This window comes from Acinetobacter sp. YH12144 (assembly GCF_013418345.1).
Taxonomy (GTDB): domain Bacteria; phylum Pseudomonadota; class Gammaproteobacteria; order Pseudomonadales; family Moraxellaceae; genus Acinetobacter; species Acinetobacter amyesii.
In genome coordinates this window covers 265,528-289,456 of record NZ_VPCD01000001.1, presented here as the reverse complement: position 1 = coordinate 289,456, position 23,929 = coordinate 265,528, and the positions used below count along the sequence as shown (strand labels likewise).

Sequence of the window (23,929 nt, the reverse complement as noted above, 5' to 3'; positions counted from 1 at the left end):
TTATGCGTTTGAAGTAGCTTTTTGTTCAGTTTTAGGCGCTGCTTGTTCTGTTGCTTTACCTTGTTCTTTTGCTGCAGCAGGTTGTTGAGCACCTTGAGGTGCAGCAGCCTGAGGTTGATACGGTTTGGCTACAACTTGTTGCTCTGGCTTAACTTTCGCAATACCGTCAACAATCACTTTATCGCCAGTATTCAAGCCTTGAGTCACGATCCAATTCGAACCTTGTGTACCAACAGTGGTTACAGGGCGAGATTCAACAGCACCTTTTGCATTCACAATCATTGCCATTGCTTGACCTGTAGGGGTACGTGTAATAGCAGCTTGTGGAATGAGGTAAGCGTTTGGAATCACACCCTGAACGATGCGAGCATTGGCAAACATACCCGGAAGCAATAAATGGTTCGGGTTAGAGAACACAGCACGAAGGGTAACCGTACCTGTATCAGGGTTCACACTTGCATCAGAGAATGCAAGACGACCTTCAATTGGGTATTCGCTACCATCTTCAAGACGTAATTTCACTTTGGTGTTATTACTGCTGTCTAAGTTGCCTTTGCTTAACTGTTGGCGTAGACGAAGAAGTTCAGCACTTGATTGGTTAATGTCAACGTACATTGGATCAAGACGTTGAATTGTTACCAATGGATCAGCCTGAGATGCAGTAACTAAAGCACCCGCTGTCACTGTTGAACGGTTGGTTTGACCTGAAATTGGCGCACGTACAGTTGAGTAACCTAAGTTAATTTCTGCATTTTTAAGTTCTGCCTGAGATGCAGCAACATCTGCTTCAGCCAGTTTAACTTGAGCAACAATATCGTCGTATTCTTGTTTAGAAATCGCATTTGAGCCAACAAGCTGACGGTAACGACCTTCTTTAACACGTAACACGTTTAGGTTTGCTTGTTGACGTGTTAAAGCAGCACGAGCACTGTCAGCTGAAGCACGGTTTGTACGCGAGTCGATCTCGTACAAGGCTTGTCCTTCGCGAACATAACTGCCTTCTGCAAATAGACGTTTCAGTACTACACCACTGGTTTGTGGACGTACTTCTGAAATTTCATAGGCAGATGTACGGCCGGAAAGTTCAACAGATTGTTCAACGCTTTGCGGTTGGGCAACAATGACACCGACTTCAGTTGGTGGCATTTGCTGTGCAGCAGCAGCTTGCTGTGCATCTTTAGGATCTTTGCTACAACCAACAAGTGCAATACTTGTTGCCAATGCGCAAGCAGTCAGGGCGGGAGCCCAAAGCTTTGCAGACATCATTGTTCCACCTCAATTAGATATTTATCTAAATTATTCATTTGTTTACGCTTTACTGATTTTGATGTAACTCAAATAAAGTAGCGCGATCCAAATAAAACTTATGCTCCAACCGGATAAGACATCTGTCGGAAAATGAACCCCAACATATACTCGCGAAACACCCATACACAGCATCCATAACAATGCCAAAATGGTGATCAAGCGATGTTGAGCATGTTGTCGGTAAATCAAGATCATAAGACACGCAAGCGATGCAGCATAACAACTGTGTGCGCTTGGGAATGAACTCCCGTAAGACGCTACAAGATAGTACATTTCTGGGGGACGCGGTCTGGTGAACGTAAATTTAAGCAACCATGCAAGGCCGATACTTCCAAAGATCCCTATACTGATAAAAACAATCTCTGTATATTTTTTATACCACGCAAAGTGTAAACACCATAGCGTGGTGAAAAATAATACAAAAGGCATGCCCCCTAGCGCGGAAAGTCCGATGGCAATTTGATTAAAAACAGCAATACGGTGCTGACTCATCCATTCCACGATACTTAAATCTAATAGATTTAAATAGCTAGAATAAAGCGACAACACACTGATAATTAATGCAAAAAAACCAACAAACAGTAGCGTTCGTGGCATATTTTATTCCTTGTCATTTTAACCGGTTTGAGCTCGGTTAATTAATGGACTAAAGTGTACTCATCAGTACACTTTATTTCAAGTCTGTGTAAATCATACTGATTTTATTTTTTGTGTTCATTTACATCTTACTAAAATAAAACACAAATCTGCTAATGATTGTTCTTACTGGCTTGTGTGCCATCTTCAACTTCAAGTGGGGTTTTCGGTGGCCAGAAAAAATCACTTGGTCGCGTTAGAAAATGAGTCATCACCAGTTTAGCCAGTGGTTTCCATTGTTCAAATCTTACGCGACGTGCCCGTAGTGCCACAATAATGGTTAACGTGAAACTGACGAATAAGTTAGTCAGACCGATCAGAATAACCCCTAAGAATGACACAATGATTAAGCCAATGTCTGGTGAACCATTAATATTGATGAGGCCTTGAATGAAGTTGGCCGAGGCGAAGGCGATATGGCGAATATCTAAAGGTAAACCAAAAATAAATCCAATCGTACCCATACTGCCCAGCATGATCCCGAATAAGAAGTTACCTGCCAAAGCACCTAAGTTTCGCTCAATGTAAGCGGCAAGCTTATCCAGTCTCTCTTGACCCATGATGCGTTTTAACTTTGGATGTGCTTGAATCCGTGGTCCAACTTTGCGATAGATCGCCATGTTGTCAAAGTACCCAGCAAGCAAACCTGATAAAAACAAACATACTCCAGCTATCGCAGCATGTGGCACAGCCAGTGAGGTAAATGGATTGAGGTCGTGTAAGGTTTTAGCTGCTTTTGCATGATTCATTAATGGCTCATGTAAAGCCATGTCCCAACTTAATGCGATCAATGCTGCAACAGGAATCGCAATACTGATGTTGCCTAAGATTGCAATAAACTGGGTTCGAATGATGTTAATAATTAGCGCGGCAAGTTCGGCAATCTGCGCCATTTTCGAGCCTTTACGATGCTGAACCGTCGAGGCAAGGGCGGCAGCTGTCATCGCAGGCTGTTTAGTGGCAACAGTAAAATGTAAGACATGAATCAGCATAAAGCCGAAAGAGTAGTTCAGACTATATGAAATGGCTTGCATGAGCGGTGCCATGCTGACACGGGCCATCAGCACTTTTAAAGTTGCCATACATGCAATGATCACACCGGCACCTGCCGCAGATCGGTACATGCTCATAAAGCCTTGTTTGTCCGTACTTACATAGTGTTCGCCAGTTTTACTTGCGTTTTCGGTGACTTGTAGGGCAACCAATTCACTATTGGTGGCGAGCAAATCGCGCACACTGCGCTCGCTATAAATCGCTGACGTCACATCACTGAGTAAACTACCCATAGATACATAGCGGACATCATCTTCTTCAACAATCAGGTTGAGTAAGATTTCTAAGCGATCTAAACACTGTTCTAAAAGCGACAATAAGTAAGTCAGGCTGACACTTACACCAATTCGTTTGGTCGCACGCCGAATTTTCAGCACCACATCACGACATTGTTCCAGCATTACCAACGCTTGAGAAGCATCTGGCGGTAGCACAGCACTCATTTCTTCAGCACTTTGATGCAGCTTTTTATACTGCTGAATAAAATCGTTTATTTCGCGGTTTTGCACCAAAAAAGGTGATTCATATTCGGTCAGTTCAGGTTGTGCATTAATAAATTCAGGATATAAGCCAATACCACTTACCCGATAGGACAAAACGGTAATGGCTTTAATTAACTCACGGCGAATTTTCTTTTTTTCTTCCTGATTGCTATGACCTTGATTAAATAGTCGAAAGAGCTGCATCCATTGCTGATCATCAATACTGTCCAGCCAATATTTGTCGCTATGACGATAAAAAACTCGACGGACTAAATCTTGTAATTGAGTTTCGTCATTGATCAGAGGAAGAAAATGTGCGCCAAGCCGTTGGAACAGTTGTCCCCAGAAACCATCGAGAGACAAAATACCCGTGTCCGCATATAAACTGGTTTGTTTATATCGGCTAATGAGCTTTAGGACAAAACTTTGCAGGGTAGAGGCTGCATCTGGCGTGATGAGTAAAGCTTGGATGAAAGCCTGAAATTTTTTCTTAATTTCGTCGGTATTTTTTGTATCTTCTGGTCGAATTCGGTTGATCAATTCGATCAGCAGGTTTTCATCCAGCACAGCCCGAGGGGTATCGAGCTGTTGCTGCATGGTCAAAAAGATATCATTGAGTTTTATATGCATAGGCAAGGGGAATTACGATGAATATTGTTAATTATTGAATTCGGTGTAATGCCAAGTTTGCGAGGTTGATTAAAGCTTGACGATATTCAGTATCTGGTAGCGCTGCTAAAGCGGCTAGTGCTGCCTCAGTTTCTTCAGTCGCTCGTTGGCTACAATAATCAAGTGCCCCAGAGCTTTGTACAATCTGAATAACACGCTCTAAATCTGCCGTACCACCTGTGGCAATACTGCGGCGAATAATGTCATGTTCTTCGCCAGTGGTATTCTTTAAGGCCGAGATTAAAGGTAAAGTTGGTTTACCTTCCATCAAATCATCACCAATATTTTTACCTAATGTTTCAGCATCTGAGGTGTAATCTAAAATATCGTCAATAATTTGAAAGGCATTTCCAAAGTGTCCGGCAAATTTTCTAAGCGGTTCACGGTACTCTTGTGTACCTGTCAAAATCGCTGCACCTTCGGTAGCGAGCTCAAATAAACGTGATGTTTTACCGTGAATAATATCTAAGTAGGTTTGTTCAGTGGTTTCAGGTTGGTGCTGTGATTGAAGTTGTAAAACTTCACCTTCAGCAATTTCACAGGTACCCGTTGAAAAGTCTTTGAGTAAAACTTTGCTGTCTAGATCCACCAATAAATCAAAAGCGCGAGAAATCAAAAAATCACCCACAAGTACGGCAGTTTGATTATTCCATGTCGCATTTGCTGTTGGGCGGCCACGGCGTAAACCCGATTCATCGACTACGTCGTCATGTACCAAGGTTGCGGTATGTAGCATTTCAATAATTGCTGCAAGTTTACGGTGTTTTTCTAAATCTTCTGCGCCACAAGCCTTTGCTGCAAGTAAGCACATAATGGGACGCATGCGTTTACCGCCTGCTTCGACTACATGTTTACTGACTGCCATGACCAAGGCAACTTTAGACGTGATCCCTTCATTAATAAATTTGTCCATCGCAGCAAAGTCAGTAGCAACAGGCGCGAGAATATCTTGCTTAAAGTCGATGGTCATATGAAGAGAAACCTCAATAATTTTTGAATTACAGACGTAGTGTAGCAATTTGTTATATGAATAACAGATAAGAACTTACTCAATTGACTTAATCTTAAGTGATTTTTTTCATCAAGCGGAAGTATTGTACTTATTTTTTAACAGACTTTTATCTTTAGCATGTTGTTTGAACAGCATGTTGTTGATGTCAGTCCAGTGTATATTAGCGAATTGTTGCTAAAAATCTATGTTAAACCTTGCCAAAAGCATGATAAGTGAAATAGAGCACTCATTTTAATGGTTTTAATGACACTGTTTATATAATAAACGCATACTCATCTAATATTTTACGGAAATGACTTGTTGTTTTTTGGGTTATCCCTTAAAATCTTTGCCTTTGCGAAACCCCAGTGACGATCGTTTTAAGATCGGTATATCCCTTTACCGGCACGACAACACGGGCATGTTTGGAGTACTTAAATGTACGCAGTAATCCAAAGCGGTGGTAAACAACACCGTGTAGTTGAGGGTGAAACCCTTAAAGTAGAATTATTGAAAGCTGAAACTGGCTCAACTGTTACTTTTGATGACGTGTTGATGCTTGTTAACGGTGACAGCATTCAAATTGGTGCACCAGTAGTAGCTGGCGCTAAAGTAACTGCTGAAGTAGTTAGCCATGGTCGTCACGACAAAATCCGCATCATCAAAATGCGTCGTCGTAAACACTATCGTAAACAACAAGGTCACCGTCAATGGTTCACTGAGTTGAAAATTACAGCTATTTCAGGCTAATTACGAGGAGTAAGTAGACATGGCAACTAAAAAAGCCGGTGGTTCGACTAAAAACGGTCGTGACTCGAACCCAAAAATGTTGGGTGTTAAAATCTACGGCGGTCAATCTGTGACTGCTGGTAACATCATCGTTCGTCAACGTGGTACTGAATTCCACGCTGGTGTAAATGTAGGTATGGGCCGTGACCATACTTTATTTGCAACTGCTGACGGCGTTGTAAAATTCGAAGTGAAAGGCCAATTCGGTCGTCGCTACGTATCTGTTGAAGCGTAAGCTTTAATAGAAAAAAACCCGTATTTTTTGCGGGTTTTTTTTCGTCCGAAGAATATGTGAAGTATTTTTTTAGATTGTTACAAACGATGTATAAATCAATAAATCACCATAAATAGTGACTTAAATCACAAAATATAAAGAGCGTAATAGAGGAGCATAAATACTAAAAAAGGATAAGGACATGAATAAAATCTTGAATACAGTTTTTATCAATGCTGACTATCAGAAAAGGAATTGTCCTGATAAAAGCCGACAAATTGCATTTGAAAAGACGCTAGGACTTGGTGAAACAACTTCAATCGCTATTAAAGCTATACCAAAATTACTTGCTGTGAGTATTTTACTTTCTCTAGGTTCAATTGCATGGGCTGGTGGTTCAGGAGAGCATACCTCAGGTGGTTTAACCTGTTCGAGTGGTTGTAATGATTCACATCAACATTCGGGCGGAAAAGGACACACAAGTCATGGGAACGGCAATGGTTATGGGCATGAGGGAGGAGGAAAACCTCATGGTGGGCAACAAGGTTTACCTGGCGCTAAAGGTGATAAAGGTGATACTGGCGCAACTGGCGCAACTGGCGCAACAGGCGCTACAGGTGCAACCGGAGCTAAAGGTGACAAAGGCGATACTGGAGCAACAGGCGCTACAGGTGCGACCGGAGCTAAAGGTGATAAAGGTGATAAAGGTGATAAAGGTGATACTGGAGCAACAGGTGCTACAGGTGCAACCGGAGCGAAGGGTGACAAAGGCGATACTGGTGCAACGGGAGCTACAGGTGCAACCGGAGCTAAGGGTGATACAGGTGCAACTGGTAAAGATGGACTCAATGGCCAAGACGGCATCGATGGTAAGGATGGTTTGAACGGTCTGAATGGCAGCAATGGTCTAGATGGTGCAAGTGCTTATCAAGTTGCGGTGAGCAATGGTTATGAAGGCAATGAAGACCAATGGTTAGAAAGTCTACGTGGTGCAGTTGGCGCACAAGGGCTAACAGGTGAAAATGGTTTCAGTGCGTATGAACTTGCGATAAAAAATGGATTTGTCGGTACTGAAGTGGACTGGTTATTGAGCTTAAAAGGAACAGATCCGTACATTAAAATCCAATCAAACGTTGCCAATACAGCACCTAAACCAACTGCGAATGGACAAGATGCGATTGCAGTCGGTGCAGGTAATAAGGCTGATGGTAATCAGTCTATTGCCCTCGGTGTAAACAATACAGTCAATGGTGATGGCTCTGGTGCAGTAGGTTCAAATAATACAGTCACAGGTAATAATACCTATGTGGTTGGTAACAATATCAACACATCGGCAAATAATGCTGTTGTACTTGGCAATGGTTCAAGCTCTAACCGCAATAATACGGTTTCCGTTGGCTCGGCTGGTGCAGAGCGGCAAATTATTCATGTGGCAGCTGGTACGGCAGACACCGATGCAGTGAATGTGAAACAAATGCGTCAAGCAGATCTAGAAGTGCTAAATAGTTCAAAAGCATATACAGATCAGCATGGGGCAAATGTACTCAATCAAGCCAATAGCTATACCAACCAACGTGTGAATGAATTGAACCATAATTTCAATAAATTTAAAGATAATGTTTATGGTGCTGTTGCTTCAAGTATTGCAATCGCCTCCTTACCACAACCCACAGATGCTGGATACAACATGTTTAGCGTAGGTATGGGGACTTGGGAAGGTTCACAAGGCTATGCAGTAGGTTTTAGTGGAGTAACTGAGAGCAATAAATATGTTTATAAATTGGCTGCAACAGGAAACTCTGAAGGTGACTTTGGCGCTGGTGCATCGATCGGTTGGCAATGGAAATAACTCAATATTGGAATGTTAAAATTGCTAAATCATAGTTTAATTATTTGAAAGGCATTTGAGTCAAATCAAGTGCCTTTTTACTTTATATTTCTCCATCATGATGAATAAAAAACAGCAATTTGCATTAATAACCATACAAAACTTCTTATTTTCTCTAAATTTAGTCAATGAAAGTGGTTTAAGATGGAGCCATCTAACAAATTGCGTTGATGCAAATATAAAAGGTGAATCTATGAAAATGCTTCGTAAAACCATCTGTGCTATGGCATTAGGTGCAGCGACACTGGCACCGGTTATGAGTACGACAGTATTCGCGGCACCAGTTGCAGCGTCGGAGCAGCAGGCAACTGCCAATTTGGTGAAACAATTATCGGGTATTAAAAGTTTTACTGCTAACTTTCAGCAAACTACAAAAGTGACCAACCCGAAAGCAACTCAAAAGAAAGGTTTAAGTGCTCAGCATATGAACCAGACTTTTACTGGGGTCATGAAAGTTCAGCGTCCGGGTAAATTCTATTGGGAAACAACCAGCCCATCTAAGCAAACCATTGCGACTACAGGTAAAACGGTTTGGATCTATGACCCAGACCTACAACAAGCGGTACGCCAAAGCTTAGATGACCAAGTTGCGAATACGCCTGCATTATTATTGTCAGGTAATACAGCTCAAATCATGAAGTCTTATCGTATTACACAGCCGAATAAGACCAAAACCTATTACACCTTATATCCAAAAAGTGATGATGGCGTGTTTCAAAGCTTAACCATTAGTTTTGGTGCGAAAAATGCGCCGACCTTAATGATTCTCCAAGACTCATTAGGTCAAACAACCCATGTACGTTTCAATAATGTGAAGGTCAATGCGTCTATTCCAGCATCAACTTTTAACTTTGTACCTCCAAAAGGTACGGACATTATTGATCAATAATTCTCATGAACGAAAAAAAGCAGACATCGGTCTGCTTTTTTTATGAAGAAATGTAAAGGACGCAAGCTGAATTTAAGTGAAATTTAGTAGTATGCTGATATTCACAGTTTGCTTAAATGAAGTAACTTGTGGTTTTGATTGTTGCTATAGGGAATTTTGGGATGAAAAAAAATCATATGAATAATATAGCTTGGGCTGTTTCAGCTGTGGTTTTAGTCGGGTCATTAACGGCCTGCCATCCTCGAAATGAACCTGTTGAAGGTGCAACGACGGAACAGAAGCCAGCGGTCGTCGCTGATGCGATTCCACTTATTCAATCTAAATCTGTTGAGATGCAATTACCAAAAGCTCAAGCTTGCGATGCGGAAGGTTGTACCCAATATAGGATTCAAACAGTTGAAACCAATGTTGATTGGATTAATCAATATTTTACTGATCGGATTAAAAAAGCAGACCCGATTGCATTTTCAACTGAGCCGAATCAAAAAATCGATTTATCAGACAAGACGGATGCAGGCCTAAGTCAAAGTACCACTTCTGTTCGATATATTAGTCAGTGGGGACATATCGCAACTTTTGCAATCGAAAGCTATACCTACGCAGCGCATGCGGCTCATGGCATGTCGCATGTTGAATATGTCAATTTTGATTTAAAAGCCAAAAAACGTTTGGCTTTACAAGATGTCTTAGTCAAAGGTGCAGATGCGAAAGTGATTAGCGCATTATTTGATGCCAACTATATGTGGTTAGATAGTCACGATATTGAACGTTCAAAACTACAGTTAAGCGATAATTTTTATTATGGCGCGAACGGGATCGTATTTGCTTATCCGCTGTATGAATTGGCGAGCTACGCAGAGGGCATGCCTGAGCTAAAACTTCCATATTTTATGGCTAAAGGGCTATTTAAACCTGAATATTTACCAAGTTTGCCAAATTACGAAACCAAATAAGACAATTTGCAGCAAGATTATTGGTCTAATAAGGGGCAGCTGTAAGCTCGGTCACTGTATTTTTGAGTGTTAAGAGCTTACACTATAGCCAGTTTTTTTCTTTACTTAAGATTGGCTATGATCGACCCGAAATTACTCAGAAATAATATTGAGGCTGTAAACTTAGCCTTAGCAAAACGTGGTGTTCAACTCAACGTAGCAGAGTGGGCAGACCTTGAAGCTCGCCGTAAGGAAATTCAGTCTAAAACTGAGTCGTTACAAGCTGAACGTAATGCTGGTGCAAAACAAGTTGGTCAAATTAAAAAAGCTGGCGGTGATGCATCTGAAATCATGGCACGTATGTCTGCCATTGGTGATGAAATTAAAGCGGCAGAACTCGCACTTTCTGACCTTCAGGCTGAACTCGAAGCCAAATCTTTATCGATTCCAAATTTACCTCATGAGTCTGTGCCAGAAGGTAAAGATGAAAATGACAATGTTGAAGTTTTAAAATGGGGTACACCACGTCAGTTTGATTTTGAGATCAAAGACCATACTGACTTGGGTGAAATGATGGGCGGTTTAGAATTTGAAACCGCAACCAAATTGACTGGTACTCGTTTTAGCGTACTCAAAGGCCCATTGGCGCGTTTACAACGTGCAATTACTCAATTTATGTTAAATAAACATACTTTGGAAAATGGCTATACCGAAGCTTATGTACCGTATTTGGTTAATGCAGATTCTTTACGTGGTACAGGCCAATTGCCTAAATTTGAAGAGGATTTATTCAAACTTCAAGGCGAAAAAGAATACTACCTGATCCCGACTGCAGAAGTGCCTGTAACCAACTTCGTGCGTGATGAAATCATTGATCCAGAACGTTTGCCATTAAAATATGCAGCGCATACGCCATGTTTCCGTAGTGAGGCGGGTTCGTATGGCCGTGATACACGTGGTTTGATCCGTCAACACCAATTTGACAAAGTAGAAATGGTTCAGATTGTAAAACCTGAAACTTCGATGGATGCTTTGGAAGAATTAACGGGTCATGCCGAAGGTATTCTTCAAGCATTAGGCTTACCATACCGTAAAGTCGTTCTGTGTGGCGGAGACATGGGCTTTGGTGCAATCAAAACTTATGATTTAGAAGTTTGGGTGCCAAGTCAAAATACCTACCGTGAAATTTCATCTTGCTCATGCATGGGTGACTTCCAAGCACGCCGTATGAAAGCGCGTTACCGTGCTGACCAAAAGAAAACTGAGTTTGTACACACGTTAAATGGTTCAGGTTTGGCAGTTGGCCGTACTTTACTTGCCGTGATGGAAAACTATCAACGTGCAGACGGTTCAATTGAAATTCCAGCAGTACTTCGTCCATATATGGGCGGTGCTGAATTTATCGATTAATAGTCGATAAAGTGCATACATTTGTGCACAAAAATTGCTTAAGACAATCAGATTTAAACTATTGAGGTCGTGTGTGGATATCTTTCCAATCTCTTTGAAGTTGCAGCAGCAACCTTGTCTGATTGTTGGTGGTGGTCGAATTGCATATAGAAAGGCTGTGCTGCTTGCAAAAGCGGGCGCTCAGCTGACAGTTTGCTCACCCGAAATTGAAGATGATTTATTGACCTTGGTTAATAAAACCCAAGGTCAATATCTCAACTCGATTTATCACGAATCGGTTTATCGAGAAAATGCCATTGCGCTGCGTCAGTTTCGTTTAGTGATTGCAGCAACCAATGACAAAGCGGTCAATCAGGCGGTTTTTGAAGCCTGCGAAGCTGAAAATGTCTTGGTTAATAGTGTCGATGATCCGCCGCATTGCCGTTTTATGGTTCCTGCGATCATTGACCGTTCTCCACTGGTCATCTCCGTTGCATCTAATGGCACATCGCCAGTACTCTCGCGCCAAATACGCACCCAGTTAGAAAGCTCGATTCCGCATGGCATGGGCAAACTGGCTGAGTTCTCAGGCCAATGGCGCGCAGCCGTTAAAGCCAAAATCGTCAATCCAGATGAACGCCGTATTTTTTGGGAAGACTTGTATGCAAGCCTGCTCAAAGAGCAGGTATTTAATGACAATTTGACTGAAGCCAATCGTTTGATTGAACAAGCCTTATTGGAATGGAAACAGCCGAAAGGTGAGGTGTATTTGGTAGGTGCAGGGCCGGGTGATCCTGAACTGCTGACCTTAAAAGCCCTGCGTTTAATGCAGCAAGCGGATGTGGTGATCTATGACCGTTTGGTTTCTCAGCCGATTATGGACCTCTGCCGCCGTGACGCTGAAAAAATCTATGTAGGTAAAGCACGATCCAATCATGCTGTTCCGCAAGAAGGCATTAATGCCTTACTGGTAAAATACGCAAGTGAAGGCAAACGCGTCTGCCGCTTAAAAGGTGGAGATCCGTTCATCTTTGGCCGCGGCGGTGAAGAAATTCAGGAACTCTTTGCGGCAGGCGTTGCCTTCCAAGTCGTTCCGGGAATTACTGCTGCCTCTGGATGTTCGGCTTATGCAGGGATTCCTTTAACGCATCGAGATTATGCGCAAAGTGTACGCTTCTTGACAGGGCATCTCAAAGAAGGCTCACCTGAGCTACCTTGGAATGAGTTGGTTTATCAAAATCAAACGCTCGTGCTGTATATGGGCTTGGTCGGTCTAGAAAAAATTTGTGAGAAACTCATTGCGCATGGGCAGCGTCCAGACATGCCTGTCGCATTGGTTTCTAAAGGGACGACACCTGAACAAAAAGTCGTGGTCGGGACATTGGCAGATATTGCATCTAAAGTCAGTGAATACCAAATTCAGGCGCCTACATTGACCATTATTGGTGATGTGGTGAGTCTGCGTGAACAACTTCAATGGCATGAGCGAGGATAAGCAACGCAACGCGTTGCCCGAGCGCAAGGCGAAGACTATGCCTGAGCAAAGAGGATAAGCAGGCTGCTGAATTGTCCACGTGCAAGGCGAAGGCTATGCCTGAGCAAAGAGGATAAGCAAGTTATGTATTGTCCAATTGCAAGGCGAAAGCTTAGCAATGTAGATAAGCAAGCGCTTGTTGTACCATCTAAACTTATGCTACAGCTATAGAAACTATAGCCTGAGCTTTAAGCCATTATTTAACTAAAGAGTAGAGAAAAAACTGTGATCCATGTTGTTTTATACGAGCCAGAAATTCCTGCAAATACAGGGAATATCATTCGTTTATGTGCCAATACTGGAGCGCAGTTGCATTTGGTCAAACCATTAGGTTTTGAGCTAGATGATAAAAAACTTCGCCGCGCTGGTTTGGATTATCATGAATGGGCACACATGAAAGTGTGGGAAAACTTTGAAGAATGCCTTGCTGGCTTAAAAGCACAAGGTATTGAGATGGATGCCATTTATCCATTAACCACCAAAGGTTTTGAAACACCGCATACCTCTGATTTAAACCGTCCTGTGGCGCTGTTGATGGGGCCAGAAACACGTGGTTTGCCGGAAGATGTCCGTATGATATTCCCGAAAGAACATTGGATTCGCCTGCCGATGGCACCAAATTCACGCAGTTTAAACTTGTCTAATGCTACTGCTGTGATTTTATATGAAGCTTGGCGTCAGCAAGACTTTAAAGAATTGGTCTAAGTGTGATCTGTTCAAAAAGCCGCTCTATCGAGCGGTTTTTTATTAGGAGTGATCACAGTGAACCGTTTACAGCAATGAAGTTTTGTAAAATAAGGGCTTAAAAACTTCAGCATCAATATAAAAATGTGTATAAGAACACTGTGAAGAAATAAAACGGGTACTTAAAACTTGAAATCTATAAATTTAAAAGCTTTTGGTGTCGTGTTTGCGACCGGATTCATTTCATCAATGAGTTGGGCTAATCCAACCGTATCAACCACAACGGAACAGATACCAGTCACCGTTACTGCAACTACAGAAAATGTTCCAGTTGTACCGAAGGCTGAGGTGATTAAGCCTTTTACTAAGGCTGAAATCCAGCAGGGCATGCTGGAAATGCAGCAAAGACAAAATCAGCGTATTGAGGAATGGGGGAAAACACTAAAAGCCGACGATTTTGAACGTTCATGGTATGGTGGTCGTCAATTGAAAAAAGCAAAGCGTCAGGAAGTATGCGGGATCTATCAGGGTTTAGTGAATGAAACCTATGGGTTGGCACAAAAAAATAAAGCAAGATTGAGTCAAGCGGATCAAAAACAAATATCAGACCGCAACCAATTTATTCAAAGCTTAGGTTATGAAAATAATATCGTTGATACCAAGATGGGTTTTAATTGCCGCTTAAAATAAGTGATTTTTATCACTGCTTTGATTTATGTGAATGATCCATGTCCTTGATGTAAAAAATAAAGGACATGGAAAAGCTCGAGATACCTCATGAATTAATCAATTAAATTAAAGTCACTCAGTTCTGTTTGTAGATGTTTTGGATTATTTGCAAACAGCAGTTGACCGCTGGTGTATAACCAACCCAATTGACCTTGCTGCTGAAGACGTTTCAGTAAGACGTCGTTAAATGTCGACGTTGCAAAGACAGTTTCACTAAAGACTTTAAACTCACCGACATTAGTGTTTTCACTGTCTTTCATAAACAGCATGCCGTTTTTGGTGGTTGAACTCATATCTAAAGCACGGCTGACTAAGCGGTAACCGTCTTTTGCTTGCTCATCGATCATCTCCTGTAATTTTATGCTGCGCTCTACACTATTGCTGCCGGTTGGGTAAGTTTTATAGCGATAGCTGTAAGTGCCATGGTGTGCGCTGCTATTTATACAGGTTGCAACTTTAGGACTATTTTGTTTGCCGTTCAGAACTTCAGGTCGTAAACCTGTGAAATAGCTTTTGAACTGAATAATACGGCAGCCTTGGGCACCCAGTGTATTGAGCATAGTTTCCAATTGCACTGGGTCTACGAGCGGGGAAACATAGCCGCTGTCGTAGGTATATGTCGCGGTATCGTTTTCCTTTTTAATGAAATAATCTTTGAAATTCAGGGCATTGGTCGGTCTGACGCTATGCAAGTATTGATAACCTGATTTGCCTTTTTCATTTAACTGATTACGCCATGTAAAATATATGTCAGCGGTAGAGGGTGCTGCACGGTCTGCAACAATATGATTGAAACGCGTATTTTCATTGGCAAGTTTCATGTAGCTATTAACATTACCATTGTCCAAAGTTTTAGTATCATAGCCAATTAACTTATAACCGCTTTGTCCCATTGTATTGAGCTGAGCCAAGAAGTTTACTGTGTCGGTGGTATTAATAAAATTCTCAGACTTAAAATCTGCAGTTGTGATTTTGGTTTTCGGTTTTAAATTGGTGAAGAATTCATTGGAATTTTTTGTATAGCAGCGGCTGTCCTTGAGTGGGGCGGTAATTAGACCTCGTTGCATGATGATATAGCTTGGATTTGAAATCGTCGCGTTAATTACACAGAAAGAATGATTATTTAAAAAAGTTAAAACGCGGTTGCTCGTCGCGCCACCTCTGACTGGTTGAAACTTAATGGCATGATATTCAAAGTTATTTAGAGTTGCAGCAGGCTGTATTTCACTCATGACCATGTCATGAAGTAATTGATAGCGTTTGGAAATAAATTCACCGCTGCAAGTTTTACTTGAACTATTGTGTACCGCATATTTTAGTTCTTCGTTCAGTGCACTGACTGAATTTTCACTGGTTTTATGAATTGAAATTTGTGGTAAATCGCAATTACTGTTACCGAGGGCAGAATTCCCTTGAATCCATTCACCTGTGAATTTATCCGCTACAGTTGTTGGCGTTGGCGTTGGCGTTGGCGTTGGCGTTGGCGTTGGCGTTGGCGTTGGCGTAGGTGTAGGTGTAGGTGTAGGTGTAGGTGTAGGTGTAGGTGTAGGTGTAGGTGTAGGTGTAGGTGTAGGTGTAGGTGTAGGTGTCGCGCCATCATCATTGGAGCTTGATCCACCACAGCCCACCAATGTCGTAAATACAGCAGCGATAATGCTGATTTTGTGATTATTATTCATGACTAGTGCTCAATAGAGTGAAGTTGTTATGTACGGCTGATGCGGTTGTATAAACATTTAAAATCAAGATTTATTGAACAAGGTGTGATTCAATCCAGCCATTGCCATGTTCTGTAGTGACTTCTATCAAACCTGTTTTAGTCATGTTTCCCGCAAAAATAATATCTGCATTTTTTGACAGTTTATTAATGACTTGGCTCGATTTATCGGCAGTTTTATAAAGCGGTAGATTATTAATTTTAGGTCTAAGTTGCTGTCCCATACTGAAACCATTTGCAGCATAATTTGAATTAGTCGTGGCCTGACTGCCTGTCCATTCTTTTGCGGTATTCGATACTTCTTTGGATGTTTCATTAAATTGATTCAGCGTATTTCTTAAATCACGCATGGTATCGGCAAAACCTGCATATACCGGTATTGAAGCTAAAGACAGACTGCTAACGATGACTAAATGACGAATTTTCATGAACTTTCTCCTTTACTTTGTTATGTCATTCCGCGTGATATTTGACGGATTCATAACATTCGCGGTGTTTAAATAATTATAAAATGCGAAAATTTAGCATTTTAAAAATAGATCATTTATACTTCACTTGTAAAGAGGGTGGAGTGGTGAAAATGAATGTAGAAAGCCAGAGTGAACATCTAAAGCAAAGTAAAAATTGGTATCAGTCCTTACCGACGGAATGGCAAAATTGGTTGAATGAAAATATTGAAAATGGTTGCGATGTACAGAAAATAAGTCTAATTTTACAATCACATGGATTAAGCCCAAGGGTGGATCAATACTTATTTTCTGAAGATGAACAACTTTCAGAACAGCTGCAAAATGAACTTTTGGACTACAGTCTTGAGGGCTTAGAGACAGTTGAAATTTTAGAAAAAATTAAGCAAAAAAATATTTCAAATCATTTGATCATTCAGTTTTTAAAGCATGTAAACAATAACGTAATTTTTAAAAAACTGAAGCAACTACAGCAACAGCAGAATAAACAGCGCTGGTTATTACAGGTGATGGGTCAATTGAATCAATTGAACGACCACAGTCCATCCACAATCGATTGCATAGAAACACCTGATTTTGCAACATTTCTAGAGCAGTATTATAGCCAGATGCGGCCGGTCATTTTAAAAGGTGGGATACAACATTGGCCTGCATTGCATAAATGGAGTCCTAAATATTTTGCACAGCATTTTGAAAATGAGTTGGTTGAAGTCCAGATGCATCGTGAGCAGTATCAAGATTTTGAAAAAAAATCGGTACAGTTGAAACGCATTATTTTGATGCAAGATTTTGTCGCACAAATCAAAGCCACTAAGCGTAGCAATGACATTTATTTAACTGCGAATAACGCCGCTCAAAATAAGCAGTTCATGCAAAAGATAAGTGAGGATCTAGGTGACTTCGCCAAAGGTTATTGTCAAAAAGAGATCAAAGATCGACATTTTTTATGGTTTGGCCCTGCAGGCACATTTACACCACTGCATTATGACTTAACCAATAATATGTTGGCACAAATCTATGGACGTAAAAAAGTGACTTTGATTCCTGCATGGCAAATGCCGTATATGTATAACGATCATTGGGTATTCAGTCAGGTTTCAGACGTCGCAAAGGCTGATCTAGTAGCCTATCCACTGTTAGAAAATGTGACACCGTTCGAGTGCATTTTGCAACCAGGGGAAACCTTATTTATCCCAATTGGTTGGTGGCATAGTGTTGAAAGTTTAGATATCTCGATCAGTGTTTCTTTTACGCATTTTAATGTAAATAATCATTTTTTTACTGAATATCCTCAAGATCTCATCAGATAAAAATTGTGAAGTAGATTAAACAATGCGAAAATTTCACTTATGCAGTCTAATTTTCATGGCAATTCAATGAGCAAACTTCTCACTAATGAGGCAGATCAAAATTTACAGCAAGTATTGGTGCTGATGAATGAGCTGAGCCAATGGCTGATTCGCTCAGGTGTGGGATATACCGAGTTTACTGCTGCATTGAAACCGGTTTTTTTCCAACAAGCTGTACAAGAGTTAGAGCGTATCGATCAAAAACCGACGATTTCCGCGATCAGTTTACTTTCTGGCCTGCACCGTAAAGACGTGACTGCTTATAAAGAAGTGATTTCTGAGGGTAAGGATCTGACTGAAGCAACTGTTTCGGAGCCAATTAGTGTGCCATCACGTGTGATTGGTTTGTGGCTTGCAGAAGGCTGGGGGGATTCATTGCCCTTTAGTAGTGAGTCGGAAAATAGTTTTGAAATGTTAGTGAAACGTATCTCCACCGAGCGCCATCCACGTTCGGTACTCAATGAGCTTGTTCGTTTGGAAATTGCCACTGAAAAAGATGGACAGGTGTATTTACAACAACGTCGTTTTATTCCAGATCCTTCGCAGTTAGAAGCACGTAAAATTTTAACACGAAATGTTCAAGCGCATTTAGAAGCGGGTTTGCATAATTTATTGAATCCTGATGAAATACCTTACTTAGAACAAGCCATTTGTGCTGACGAATTAACAGAAGAATCGATTAATAAATTACATGAAATGAGCTTAGAGCTTTGGCAGAAATACTCACTACAACTTTTAAAACTTGCCGCGGAGCGTTGCGCAATGGATGACGGGAATCCTGAAGCAAATCGTGCATTTCGCTTTGGAGTTTATCAACATGATGCGAAAATTAAATTTTAAAATACTGACACTTTGCAGCCTGATGTCCATATTGTCAGGCTGTGAAATTGATTTTTTTTCGAGCGGTGGGGTAACGATCGAAGGCACAGGTGATCCAATCATTGATATCGGTCATGCAGGGGATGGCCGCGGAACAATTATCTTGGGGACACGATATTTAGAGTTTTCAGCTTCCGTGCAGGATTCTTGTTATGGCGTGGAACGTAAATTAGCCTTCCTCAATCCATTTGATCGTCAGTCGATTGACACAAAAACGTATGTAGAAATACCTGCTGCCCAAGCGGATCTTAATTCGCAAAATGTTCAATTGATCTTAAAAAATACCAATAGCGTACCAGTCACCATTCATTTGCAATGTGATATGCCATTAACCATGCAATTATTCGAGCAGGTTAGACCATATTTTCCAAAACAAGTATGTGATACACCTATAGATATCAAACTCTATCCACAACAACAGCATATATTTGAAGCAGCTGTAAATTTAGAGACTGTTGAAGATGGTATATGGTCACACGGTGATGGAGCATCGGTTGAATTAAAAGGCAATACACCAGACAAGTGTGAAGAAATTTCAATTCAATTTCAGCAATCTAGAAAATTCATACAACCTTAATTGGTATATTTAAAACAAAAAAGGCGCTTTAAGCGCCTTTTTTGTTTAGAGATAAACTTGATTAGAATTTATCATCAAATTCGTTATGTTGTGGTGCTGGGTGTTTAAAACCTTTAGTTTTATAACCAAGGTATAAAATACCGAACATTGCCCACCATAAACCATATTTCAAAGCAGTTTCTTCAATTTCTAACCACATCGCAAAGATACTGATAAAGCCAAGCATTGGAATAACGACAAAGCTAAAAATATCTTTGGCTGTTTTTGTGCGGCCATCACGAAGTGCATAACGTGAAATCACAGATAAGTTCACGAAAGTAAAGGCTGTCAATGCACCAAAACTAATCATCGAAATGACAATATCAAGATCCATAAAGCCCGCAGTTAATGCAACCGCACCTACAATCATGATGTTGTACGATGGTGTGAAGTTTTTCGGACTAATATGACCAAAGATCTTCTTGTTAATGACGCCATCACGCCCCATTACGTACATCAGACGTGATACACCGGCATGTGCAGAAATACCTGATGCCATTACTGTCACAATCGCAAAAGTTAAAACATAGGATTGGAACAGTGAGCCGCCGACGAGCAAGAGTATCTCTGGCTGTGTTTCAGCAATATTCTTGAAATAGTTACCCGGCTCAGCAGGGAAGAACAGCTGCATGAAGTAGGTACTAATAATGAAGATAATCCCTGCGATTAAAGCAGTTAAGAAAATCGCTTTCGGCAGTGTTTTCTCAGTATCTTTTGTTTCTTCTGCCAATGAACTTAATGAGTCAAAACCAGTGAACGAGAAGCACAGTAATGTTGCACCTGTAATCAGCGCACCCACAGACGTCAGCTCATTCCAGAATGGCTCAAGGCTCCATAATTGGTAGCGTTCTGCCGCAGAAATCGGGCCATCAGCATTGAAGCCCATTTGAAGCTTGCTGTAGACCATCCACGTGAAAATACCAATTACTAATAACTGCACAAGTACAATCAGGCTGTTAAAGTTAGCAACAAAACGCGCGCCGCGTAAGTTAATTCCAGTCATGAATGCCGTTAGCACAATGACCCATACCCAGTGGTTTACTGTTGGAAATAGTGCTTCAAGGTAAATCACTGCAAGAATAATATTCACCATTGGAGACAGCAGGTAATCTAGCCATGATGACCAGCCCACCATGAAACCAACGTTCGGGTGAATGGATTTTTGAGCATAGGTATACGCCGAACCCGATGATGGATAGCGACGGATCATATGTCCATAACTGATAGAGGTAAACAAAATTGCAATCAGGGCAATAATGTAAGATGTCGGCACGTGTCGATGACTTTCTTCAGAAACTAGACCGAAGGTATCGAACAAGGTCATCGGCTGAATATAAGCCAAACCAATAATAATAATGTGCCAGAGTCCAAGCGTTTTTTGCAGTTTAGCTGCCGATTGAGTCCCAGAGATATTTGTCAACGGCGTTATCCTCTTATCGTTGATCAAGGATCAGTCATATTCTAAGGATCGTTTGAGACGAACGATCCCCCCTACGTTTTAAAACAAAAGTGCGCCAATCTACTCCAAATTGGTACATTTTGTCAGTAACTTTGAAATTATTTTTAGCAGAAATTATGCCAGTTTGATTAAAAAATAACTGATATTGTGTTCTGCAAGTGAAAAGCCCGATGTTTAAAAAAACATCAGGCTTAATTTTTCGCTATATTCGCTTATTTTTCAGCAATTACCAAGCTTTTTTTAGAATAGTTTTGAGGTCTTCTAAGCTGGCTTCTTTAGGATTATAAATAATCGATCCATCATTCAGTGCTTTCTCTGCCACTTCATCTAATTGAGCTTCTGTCACCTTGCCAGTTTCACTCAAAGTACGAGGTAATTTGGTCAAACTAAACAAGCGGTCACGCATGGCTAAAAGTGTTGAAATGGCTTTTTCAGCGCGGAGGTTGGCCGGCGTTTGTGCATAAATATCAGGGCCAGCCAGTGGTAATAGCAATTCAGCAATCTTATCGCCATTTACTTCTTTGTTGTATTCCAACACATACGGCAGGAATAAGTTCATGCATAAGCCGTGGGGCAGGTGAGCGACTGCACCCAGTGCATGACCTAATGAATGCACTAATCCAACCATCGAATTCGAAAATGCAATTCCTGCCATCGTAGAAGCTTGTGCAAGTTCTAAGCGACCATGTGCATCGCTGGTATTATCTAATACACCAAATAAGCTATTGCTAATTTTCTTGATTGCGGCAGTTGCATAGGCATCTGAAATCGGGTTCGCCGCCATGCACGTATAGGCTTCAATGGCATGCGTCATCGCATCCATCGCTGTCATCGCCGTAAGATGGGGTGGCAAAGTTTGCGTCATACGTGGGTCAAGAATTGCCGCATGTGGCATCAAATAATTCGATGCAAAGGCCATTTTTACATTCTTTTCAGGGTCAGAAACCACAGCGACCATAGTCACTTCTGAACCTGTACCCGAGGTTGTTGGAATCACAAAAAATGGTTTTAACGGTTTTGGTAAGTTGTGCGCACCTGAGTATTTCAGTAAGTCATCGCCACCTTCAGACACCAAGATATTGGTTGCCTTAGAGGTATCAATGACTGAACCGCCACCGACTGCAATAATGGCATCACATTGGTTGTCGCGGTAAAGTTGAGCCGCTTTACGTACGGTTTCTAAACTTGAGTCTGGCGGAACATCATCAAAAATATAGCCAATCACCGTCTCGGTACTTTCAAATGCCGCTTCAATCGGTGCAAGTAATTGATTACTGCGAACACCTTTGTCAGTAATGATCATGGGACGTTTAGCACCCAAAGTAGACAGTTCGAATGGGATGTGTTCTAAAGCAGCATGGCCAGCAATCACTTTTACAGGACAGAAAAATTCGTAATATGGTTTAGCCATGTGTTATGCGCTCCGTTTTAAATAAGACTGGGCTACTTTTAAATAAATATTTGCAGCACCGCTCAGTTTTTCTTTTAGGCTTAAATGTGTTGGATATTCTTTGACAGCCAATTCAGCCACCAATTTAGGTAAAATTAACGCTTCCATTTTGTTGAGACAACGCACCAGTCGGATGGCATAAGACAAATCACCATCGGCGATCATGCGGTCATTGGCAAAGGCTTGTGCGGTACTTTCTTGAAATGAGAAGACCAAAAAGGCATGATTCAAATGCTTAAACGTAATGGTTAAGTCAGGCTTTTGAGTGCCGGGTGTGAGGAGTTTGAGTTGATGGTCTTCCGTGACTTGCGCGACAAATGCAGCGCCATTAGGAAAAACATTCATAGATAAAATAAAATTAACTGGAAATTTAGCAACTTCTTGTTTAATTTCTTCATCGACCTGGCTCGCCATGACCAGACCTCTGCCAATCACATCCATCATGAGTTTGACATAGGCCTGCTGGAGCGCGGGTTTAACGGATTTAGTTGCAATCACGTGTACATCCCTTATCTATAATTATTAATTTAGAGCTTTTACTCTAAATTATTTTATTTGAGAAAGCAAAGTCTTTTATAGTTGTTTGATTGTTACGTCTTTAAAGTAACCACTGTTTTTCAAAGTATCAATGATATCGACGCATAAGTTTTCAAATTTAGGGTAATCCTGTACTAAATCTTGTATACGAACCATTTCTAATCCAGCATAGCCACATGGATTAATGGTATGAAAACCAAATAGATCACAATCGATATTCAGTGCCAAACCGTGATAACTGCGGCCTTTACGAATTTTAAAACCGAGAGAACCAATTTTGCGTTCTGCAACATAAACACCGGGTGCATCAGGCTTGGCATAAGCGTCGATGCCGTACTTTTTCAGCAGTTCGATCATCAAGTTTTCTGCATAGGAAACCAGCGTACGCACGTTCCAACCTAAGCGATTTAAGTCAAACATGAAATAAGCGACCAACTGACCCGGTCCATGCCAAGTGACTTGTCCACCACGGTCTGTTTGTACCACAGGGATGTTACTTTGCACCAAAATATGTTCAGGTTTGCCAGCTTGCCCCTGAGTTAATACATCGGGATGTTGCAATATCCACAGCTCATCAGGTGAGTTTTCATCTCGCTGTTCAGTGAGAGTTTTCATCTCTAAAAAGCGGTCTGCATAAGGGGTAAGGTGGTTATATTGACGAATGATTAATTCGGGTTTTTGAACAGTTTCAGTCACGTATTTCGTGTCCTTTTCTATCAAAGTCATGTATGGATTATAATGAATTAGACGTACAAAAGGGGGGTTAAATACTGAATTACTTGAGGGTATTACTATTATACTTAGACATAAAAAACACGCCCTAAAGCGTGCTTTTTTATTTAAATCAACAGAATTACAGTGCGGTACGAATGTGTTTACAAGCTGCTAAATCCGCATAGACCGCATGTACTTGTTCTAACTCTTCGAAACGTAATTGAGCAGTAATTGAATGATATTTACCTGTACGAGATGGAGTCACCGTCATTTTGCTGCCATCAAAATCAGGAAAATGTTTAACAAAAATTTCATTCACTGCTAGGCGAAGTTCTTCACCTGCATTACCAATCAATTTAATTGGGTAGTCCATAGGGAAGACCCAAAGATGCTCTTGCAATTCACGTGAAGGAGCGCGATTAGTCATATCAGTCATGGGACACCTCATTATTTAAAAATACCTGCAATGAGCAGGTATTTGGAATCATTTGCTACATGCTCATAATATGGGGCAGAAAACCCCATATTCAAGCCTGCATTGTCCTAGTTATAGG

Annotated in this window: 23 protein-coding genes; 12 read left to right on the top strand and 11 right to left on the bottom strand. The window is 41.1% G+C overall.

Annotation, left to right across the window (positions count from 1 at the left end; genetic code table 11):
• From FTU79_RS01570 to sdsA, 4 genes are all read right to left on the bottom strand, one after another.
• A complete protein-coding gene (locus FTU79_RS01570) occupies positions 1 to 1,266 on the bottom strand; it encodes an efflux RND transporter periplasmic adaptor subunit (protein ID WP_168378125.1) in 1,266 nt (421 codons plus the stop codon).
• Between the two features lie 42 nt (positions 1,267 to 1,308).
• A complete protein-coding gene (locus FTU79_RS01565) occupies positions 1,309 to 1,905 on the bottom strand; it encodes a phosphatase PAP2 family protein (protein ID WP_180025810.1) in 597 nt (198 codons plus the stop codon).
• Positions 1,906 to 2,057: 152 nt separating this feature from the next.
• Positions 2,058 to 4,109: a site-specific recombinase gene (locus tag FTU79_RS01560; protein WP_180025860.1), complete on the bottom strand. Its 2,052-nt coding sequence runs from the start codon at positions 4,107 to 4,109 to the stop codon at positions 2,058 to 2,060.
• Between the two features lie 31 nt (positions 4,110 to 4,140).
• Entirely contained in the window at positions 4,141 to 5,118 is a 978-nt protein-coding gene (sdsA, locus tag FTU79_RS01555) for an All-trans-nonaprenyl-diphosphate synthase (protein WP_180005068.1), read from the bottom strand.
• A gap of 459 nt (positions 5,119 to 5,577) precedes the next feature.
• Between sdsA and rplU the strand changes: the two genes are divergently transcribed.
• The 9 genes from rplU to FTU79_RS01510 all read left to right on the top strand — a co-directional run bounded on the left by rplU (position 5,578) and on the right by FTU79_RS01510 (position 14,148).
• Positions 5,578 to 5,889 carry a 50S ribosomal protein L21 gene (gene rplU / locus FTU79_RS01550; RefSeq protein ID WP_078191390.1) on the top strand — a complete coding sequence of 104 codons (312 nt, stop codon included), beginning with the start codon at positions 5,578 to 5,580 and terminating at the stop codon, positions 5,887 to 5,889.
• Positions 5,890 to 5,908: 19 nt separating this feature from the next.
• On the top strand, positions 5,909 to 6,163 hold the full coding sequence (gene rpmA / locus FTU79_RS01545) for a 50S ribosomal protein L27 (protein ID WP_067764378.1): 255 nt from the start codon (positions 5,909 to 5,911) through the stop codon (positions 6,161 to 6,163).
• Between the two features lie 181 nt (positions 6,164 to 6,344).
• The gene (locus FTU79_RS01540; protein WP_180048758.1) at positions 6,345 to 7,991 is read left to right on the top strand and encodes a YadA-like family protein; all 1,647 of its coding nucleotides are present in this window, start codon (positions 6,345 to 6,347) and stop codon (positions 7,989 to 7,991) included.
• A gap of 232 nt (positions 7,992 to 8,223) precedes the next feature.
• Positions 8,224 to 8,919 carry an outer membrane lipoprotein chaperone LolA gene (gene lolA / locus FTU79_RS01535; protein ID WP_111885313.1) on the top strand — a complete coding sequence of 232 codons (696 nt, stop codon included), beginning with the start codon at positions 8,224 to 8,226 and terminating at the stop codon, positions 8,917 to 8,919.
• 161 nt (positions 8,920 to 9,080) lie between these two features.
• Positions 9,081 to 9,872, top strand: coding sequence for an RsiV family protein (locus tag FTU79_RS01530; protein ID WP_180048757.1), 792 nt, complete (start codon positions 9,081 to 9,083; stop codon positions 9,870 to 9,872).
• A gap of 117 nt (positions 9,873 to 9,989) precedes the next feature.
• Positions 9,990 to 11,261: a serine--tRNA ligase gene (gene serS, locus FTU79_RS01525; protein ID WP_180048756.1), complete on the top strand. Its 1,272-nt coding sequence runs from the start codon at positions 9,990 to 9,992 to the stop codon at positions 11,259 to 11,261.
• Positions 11,262 to 11,334: 73 nt separating this feature from the next.
• Entirely contained in the window at positions 11,335 to 12,735 is a 1,401-nt protein-coding gene (cysG, locus tag FTU79_RS01520; protein ID WP_180048755.1) for a siroheme synthase CysG, read from the top strand.
• 264 nt (positions 12,736 to 12,999) lie between these two features.
• A complete protein-coding gene (locus FTU79_RS01515) occupies positions 13,000 to 13,479 on the top strand; it encodes a tRNA (cytidine(34)-2'-O)-methyltransferase (RefSeq protein ID WP_180048754.1) in 480 nt (159 codons plus the stop codon).
• Positions 13,480 to 13,707: 228 nt separating this feature from the next.
• Entirely contained in the window at positions 13,708 to 14,148 is a 441-nt protein-coding gene (locus FTU79_RS01510) for a hypothetical protein (protein WP_257224224.1), read from the top strand.
• A gap of 92 nt (positions 14,149 to 14,240) precedes the next feature.
• On the opposite strand, the gene FTU79_RS01505 is transcribed toward FTU79_RS01510, so the two are convergent.
• Positions 14,241 to 15,866 carry a PT dipeptide repeat lipoprotein gene (locus FTU79_RS01505; protein ID WP_180048753.1) on the bottom strand — a complete coding sequence of 542 codons (1,626 nt, stop codon included), beginning with the start codon at positions 15,864 to 15,866 and terminating at the stop codon, positions 14,241 to 14,243.
• A gap of 70 nt (positions 15,867 to 15,936) precedes the next feature.
• Positions 15,937 to 16,332 carry a hypothetical protein gene (locus FTU79_RS01500; protein WP_180007577.1) on the bottom strand — a complete coding sequence of 132 codons (396 nt, stop codon included), beginning with the start codon at positions 16,330 to 16,332 and terminating at the stop codon, positions 15,937 to 15,939.
• A gap of 152 nt (positions 16,333 to 16,484) precedes the next feature.
• Here FTU79_RS01500 and FTU79_RS01495 point away from each other — a divergent pair, with 152 nt between their 5' ends.
• From FTU79_RS01495 to FTU79_RS01485, 3 genes are all read left to right on the top strand, one after another.
• Positions 16,485 to 17,681 (top strand): cupin-like domain-containing protein, encoded by a 1,197-nt coding sequence (locus FTU79_RS01495; RefSeq protein ID WP_180025804.1) that lies wholly within the window; start codon positions 16,485 to 16,487, stop codon positions 17,679 to 17,681.
• 66 nt (positions 17,682 to 17,747) lie between these two features.
• Positions 17,748 to 18,560, top strand: coding sequence for a DUF6502 family protein (locus FTU79_RS01490; protein WP_180007579.1), 813 nt, complete (start codon positions 17,748 to 17,750; stop codon positions 18,558 to 18,560).
• Positions 18,538 to 19,176, top strand: a complete 639-nt coding sequence (locus FTU79_RS01485; protein ID WP_180025802.1) for a hypothetical protein — start codon at positions 18,538 to 18,540, stop codon at positions 19,174 to 19,176. The genes FTU79_RS01490 and FTU79_RS01485 overlap by 23 nt, the downstream gene beginning before the upstream one ends.
• A 61-nt stretch (positions 19,177 to 19,237) precedes the next feature.
• Here the strand turns inward: FTU79_RS01485 and FTU79_RS01480 are convergent, their stop codons facing one another.
• The 5 genes from FTU79_RS01480 to FTU79_RS01460 form a co-directional block, all read right to left on the bottom strand.
• On the bottom strand, positions 19,238 to 20,635 hold the full coding sequence (locus FTU79_RS01480) for an APC family permease (protein WP_180007581.1): 1,398 nt from the start codon (positions 20,633 to 20,635) through the stop codon (positions 19,238 to 19,240).
• 265 nt (positions 20,636 to 20,900) lie between these two features.
• On the bottom strand, positions 20,901 to 22,085 hold the full coding sequence (locus FTU79_RS01475) for an iron-containing alcohol dehydrogenase (protein ID WP_111885299.1): 1,185 nt from the start codon (positions 22,083 to 22,085) through the stop codon (positions 20,901 to 20,903).
• Between the two features lie 3 nt (positions 22,086 to 22,088).
• Entirely contained in the window at positions 22,089 to 22,622 is a 534-nt protein-coding gene (locus FTU79_RS01470) for a hypothetical protein (RefSeq protein ID WP_180011534.1), read from the bottom strand.
• Positions 22,623 to 22,697: 75 nt separating this feature from the next.
• Complete coding sequence (gene lipB, locus FTU79_RS01465; RefSeq protein WP_180048752.1) at positions 22,698 to 23,357, bottom strand: lipoyl(octanoyl) transferase LipB; 660 nt, start codon at positions 23,355 to 23,357, stop codon at positions 22,698 to 22,700.
• A gap of 157 nt (positions 23,358 to 23,514) precedes the next feature.
• The gene (locus FTU79_RS01460) at positions 23,515 to 23,802 is read right to left on the bottom strand and encodes a YbeD family protein (protein WP_078191448.1); all 288 of its coding nucleotides are present in this window, start codon (positions 23,800 to 23,802) and stop codon (positions 23,515 to 23,517) included.
• Positions 23,803 to 23,929 lie beyond the last annotated feature (127 nt).

What these genes read in the sequence shown, in the direction of transcription:
- FTU79_RS01570 (WP_168378125.1), bottom strand. Translation starts at nt 1,266, where the DNA reads ATGATGTCTGCAAAGCTTTGGGCTCCCGCCCTGACTGCTTGCGCATTG.
- FTU79_RS01565 (WP_180025810.1), bottom strand. Translation starts at nt 1,905, where the DNA reads ATGCCACGAACGCTACTGTTTGTTGGTTTTTTTGCATTAATTATCAGT.
- FTU79_RS01560 (WP_180025860.1), bottom strand. Translation starts at nt 4,109, where the DNA reads ATGCATATAAAACTCAATGATATCTTTTTGACCATGCAGCAACAGCTC.
- sdsA (WP_180005068.1), bottom strand. Translation starts at nt 5,118, where the DNA reads ATGACCATCGACTTTAAGCAAGATATTCTCGCGCCTGTTGCTACTGAC.
- rplU (WP_078191390.1), top strand. Translation starts at nt 5,578, where the DNA reads ATGTACGCAGTAATCCAAAGCGGTGGTAAACAACACCGTGTAGTTGAG.
- rpmA (WP_067764378.1), top strand. Translation starts at nt 5,909, where the DNA reads ATGGCAACTAAAAAAGCCGGTGGTTCGACTAAAAACGGTCGTGACTCG.
- FTU79_RS01540 (WP_180048758.1), top strand. Translation starts at nt 6,345, where the DNA reads ATGAATAAAATCTTGAATACAGTTTTTATCAATGCTGACTATCAGAAA.
- lolA (WP_111885313.1), top strand. Translation starts at nt 8,224, where the DNA reads ATGAAAATGCTTCGTAAAACCATCTGTGCTATGGCATTAGGTGCAGCG.
- FTU79_RS01530 (WP_180048757.1), top strand. Translation starts at nt 9,081, where the DNA reads ATGAAAAAAAATCATATGAATAATATAGCTTGGGCTGTTTCAGCTGTG.
- serS (WP_180048756.1), top strand. Translation starts at nt 9,990, where the DNA reads ATGATCGACCCGAAATTACTCAGAAATAATATTGAGGCTGTAAACTTA.
- FTU79_RS01510 (WP_257224224.1), top strand. Translation starts at nt 13,708, where the DNA reads ATGAGTTGGGCTAATCCAACCGTATCAACCACAACGGAACAGATACCA.
- FTU79_RS01505 (WP_180048753.1), bottom strand. Translation starts at nt 15,866, where the DNA reads ATGAATAATAATCACAAAATCAGCATTATCGCTGCTGTATTTACGACA.
- FTU79_RS01500 (WP_180007577.1), bottom strand. Translation starts at nt 16,332, where the DNA reads ATGAAAATTCGTCATTTAGTCATCGTTAGCAGTCTGTCTTTAGCTTCA.
- FTU79_RS01495 (WP_180025804.1), top strand. Translation starts at nt 16,485, where the DNA reads ATGAATGTAGAAAGCCAGAGTGAACATCTAAAGCAAAGTAAAAATTGG.
- FTU79_RS01490 (WP_180007579.1), top strand. Translation starts at nt 17,748, where the DNA reads ATGAGCAAACTTCTCACTAATGAGGCAGATCAAAATTTACAGCAAGTA.
- FTU79_RS01485 (WP_180025802.1), top strand. Translation starts at nt 18,538, where the DNA reads ATGATGCGAAAATTAAATTTTAAAATACTGACACTTTGCAGCCTGATG.
- FTU79_RS01475 (WP_111885299.1), bottom strand. Translation starts at nt 22,085, where the DNA reads ATGGCTAAACCATATTACGAATTTTTCTGTCCTGTAAAAGTGATTGCT.
- FTU79_RS01460 (WP_078191448.1), bottom strand. Translation starts at nt 23,802, where the DNA reads ATGACTAATCGCGCTCCTTCACGTGAATTGCAAGAGCATCTTTGGGTC.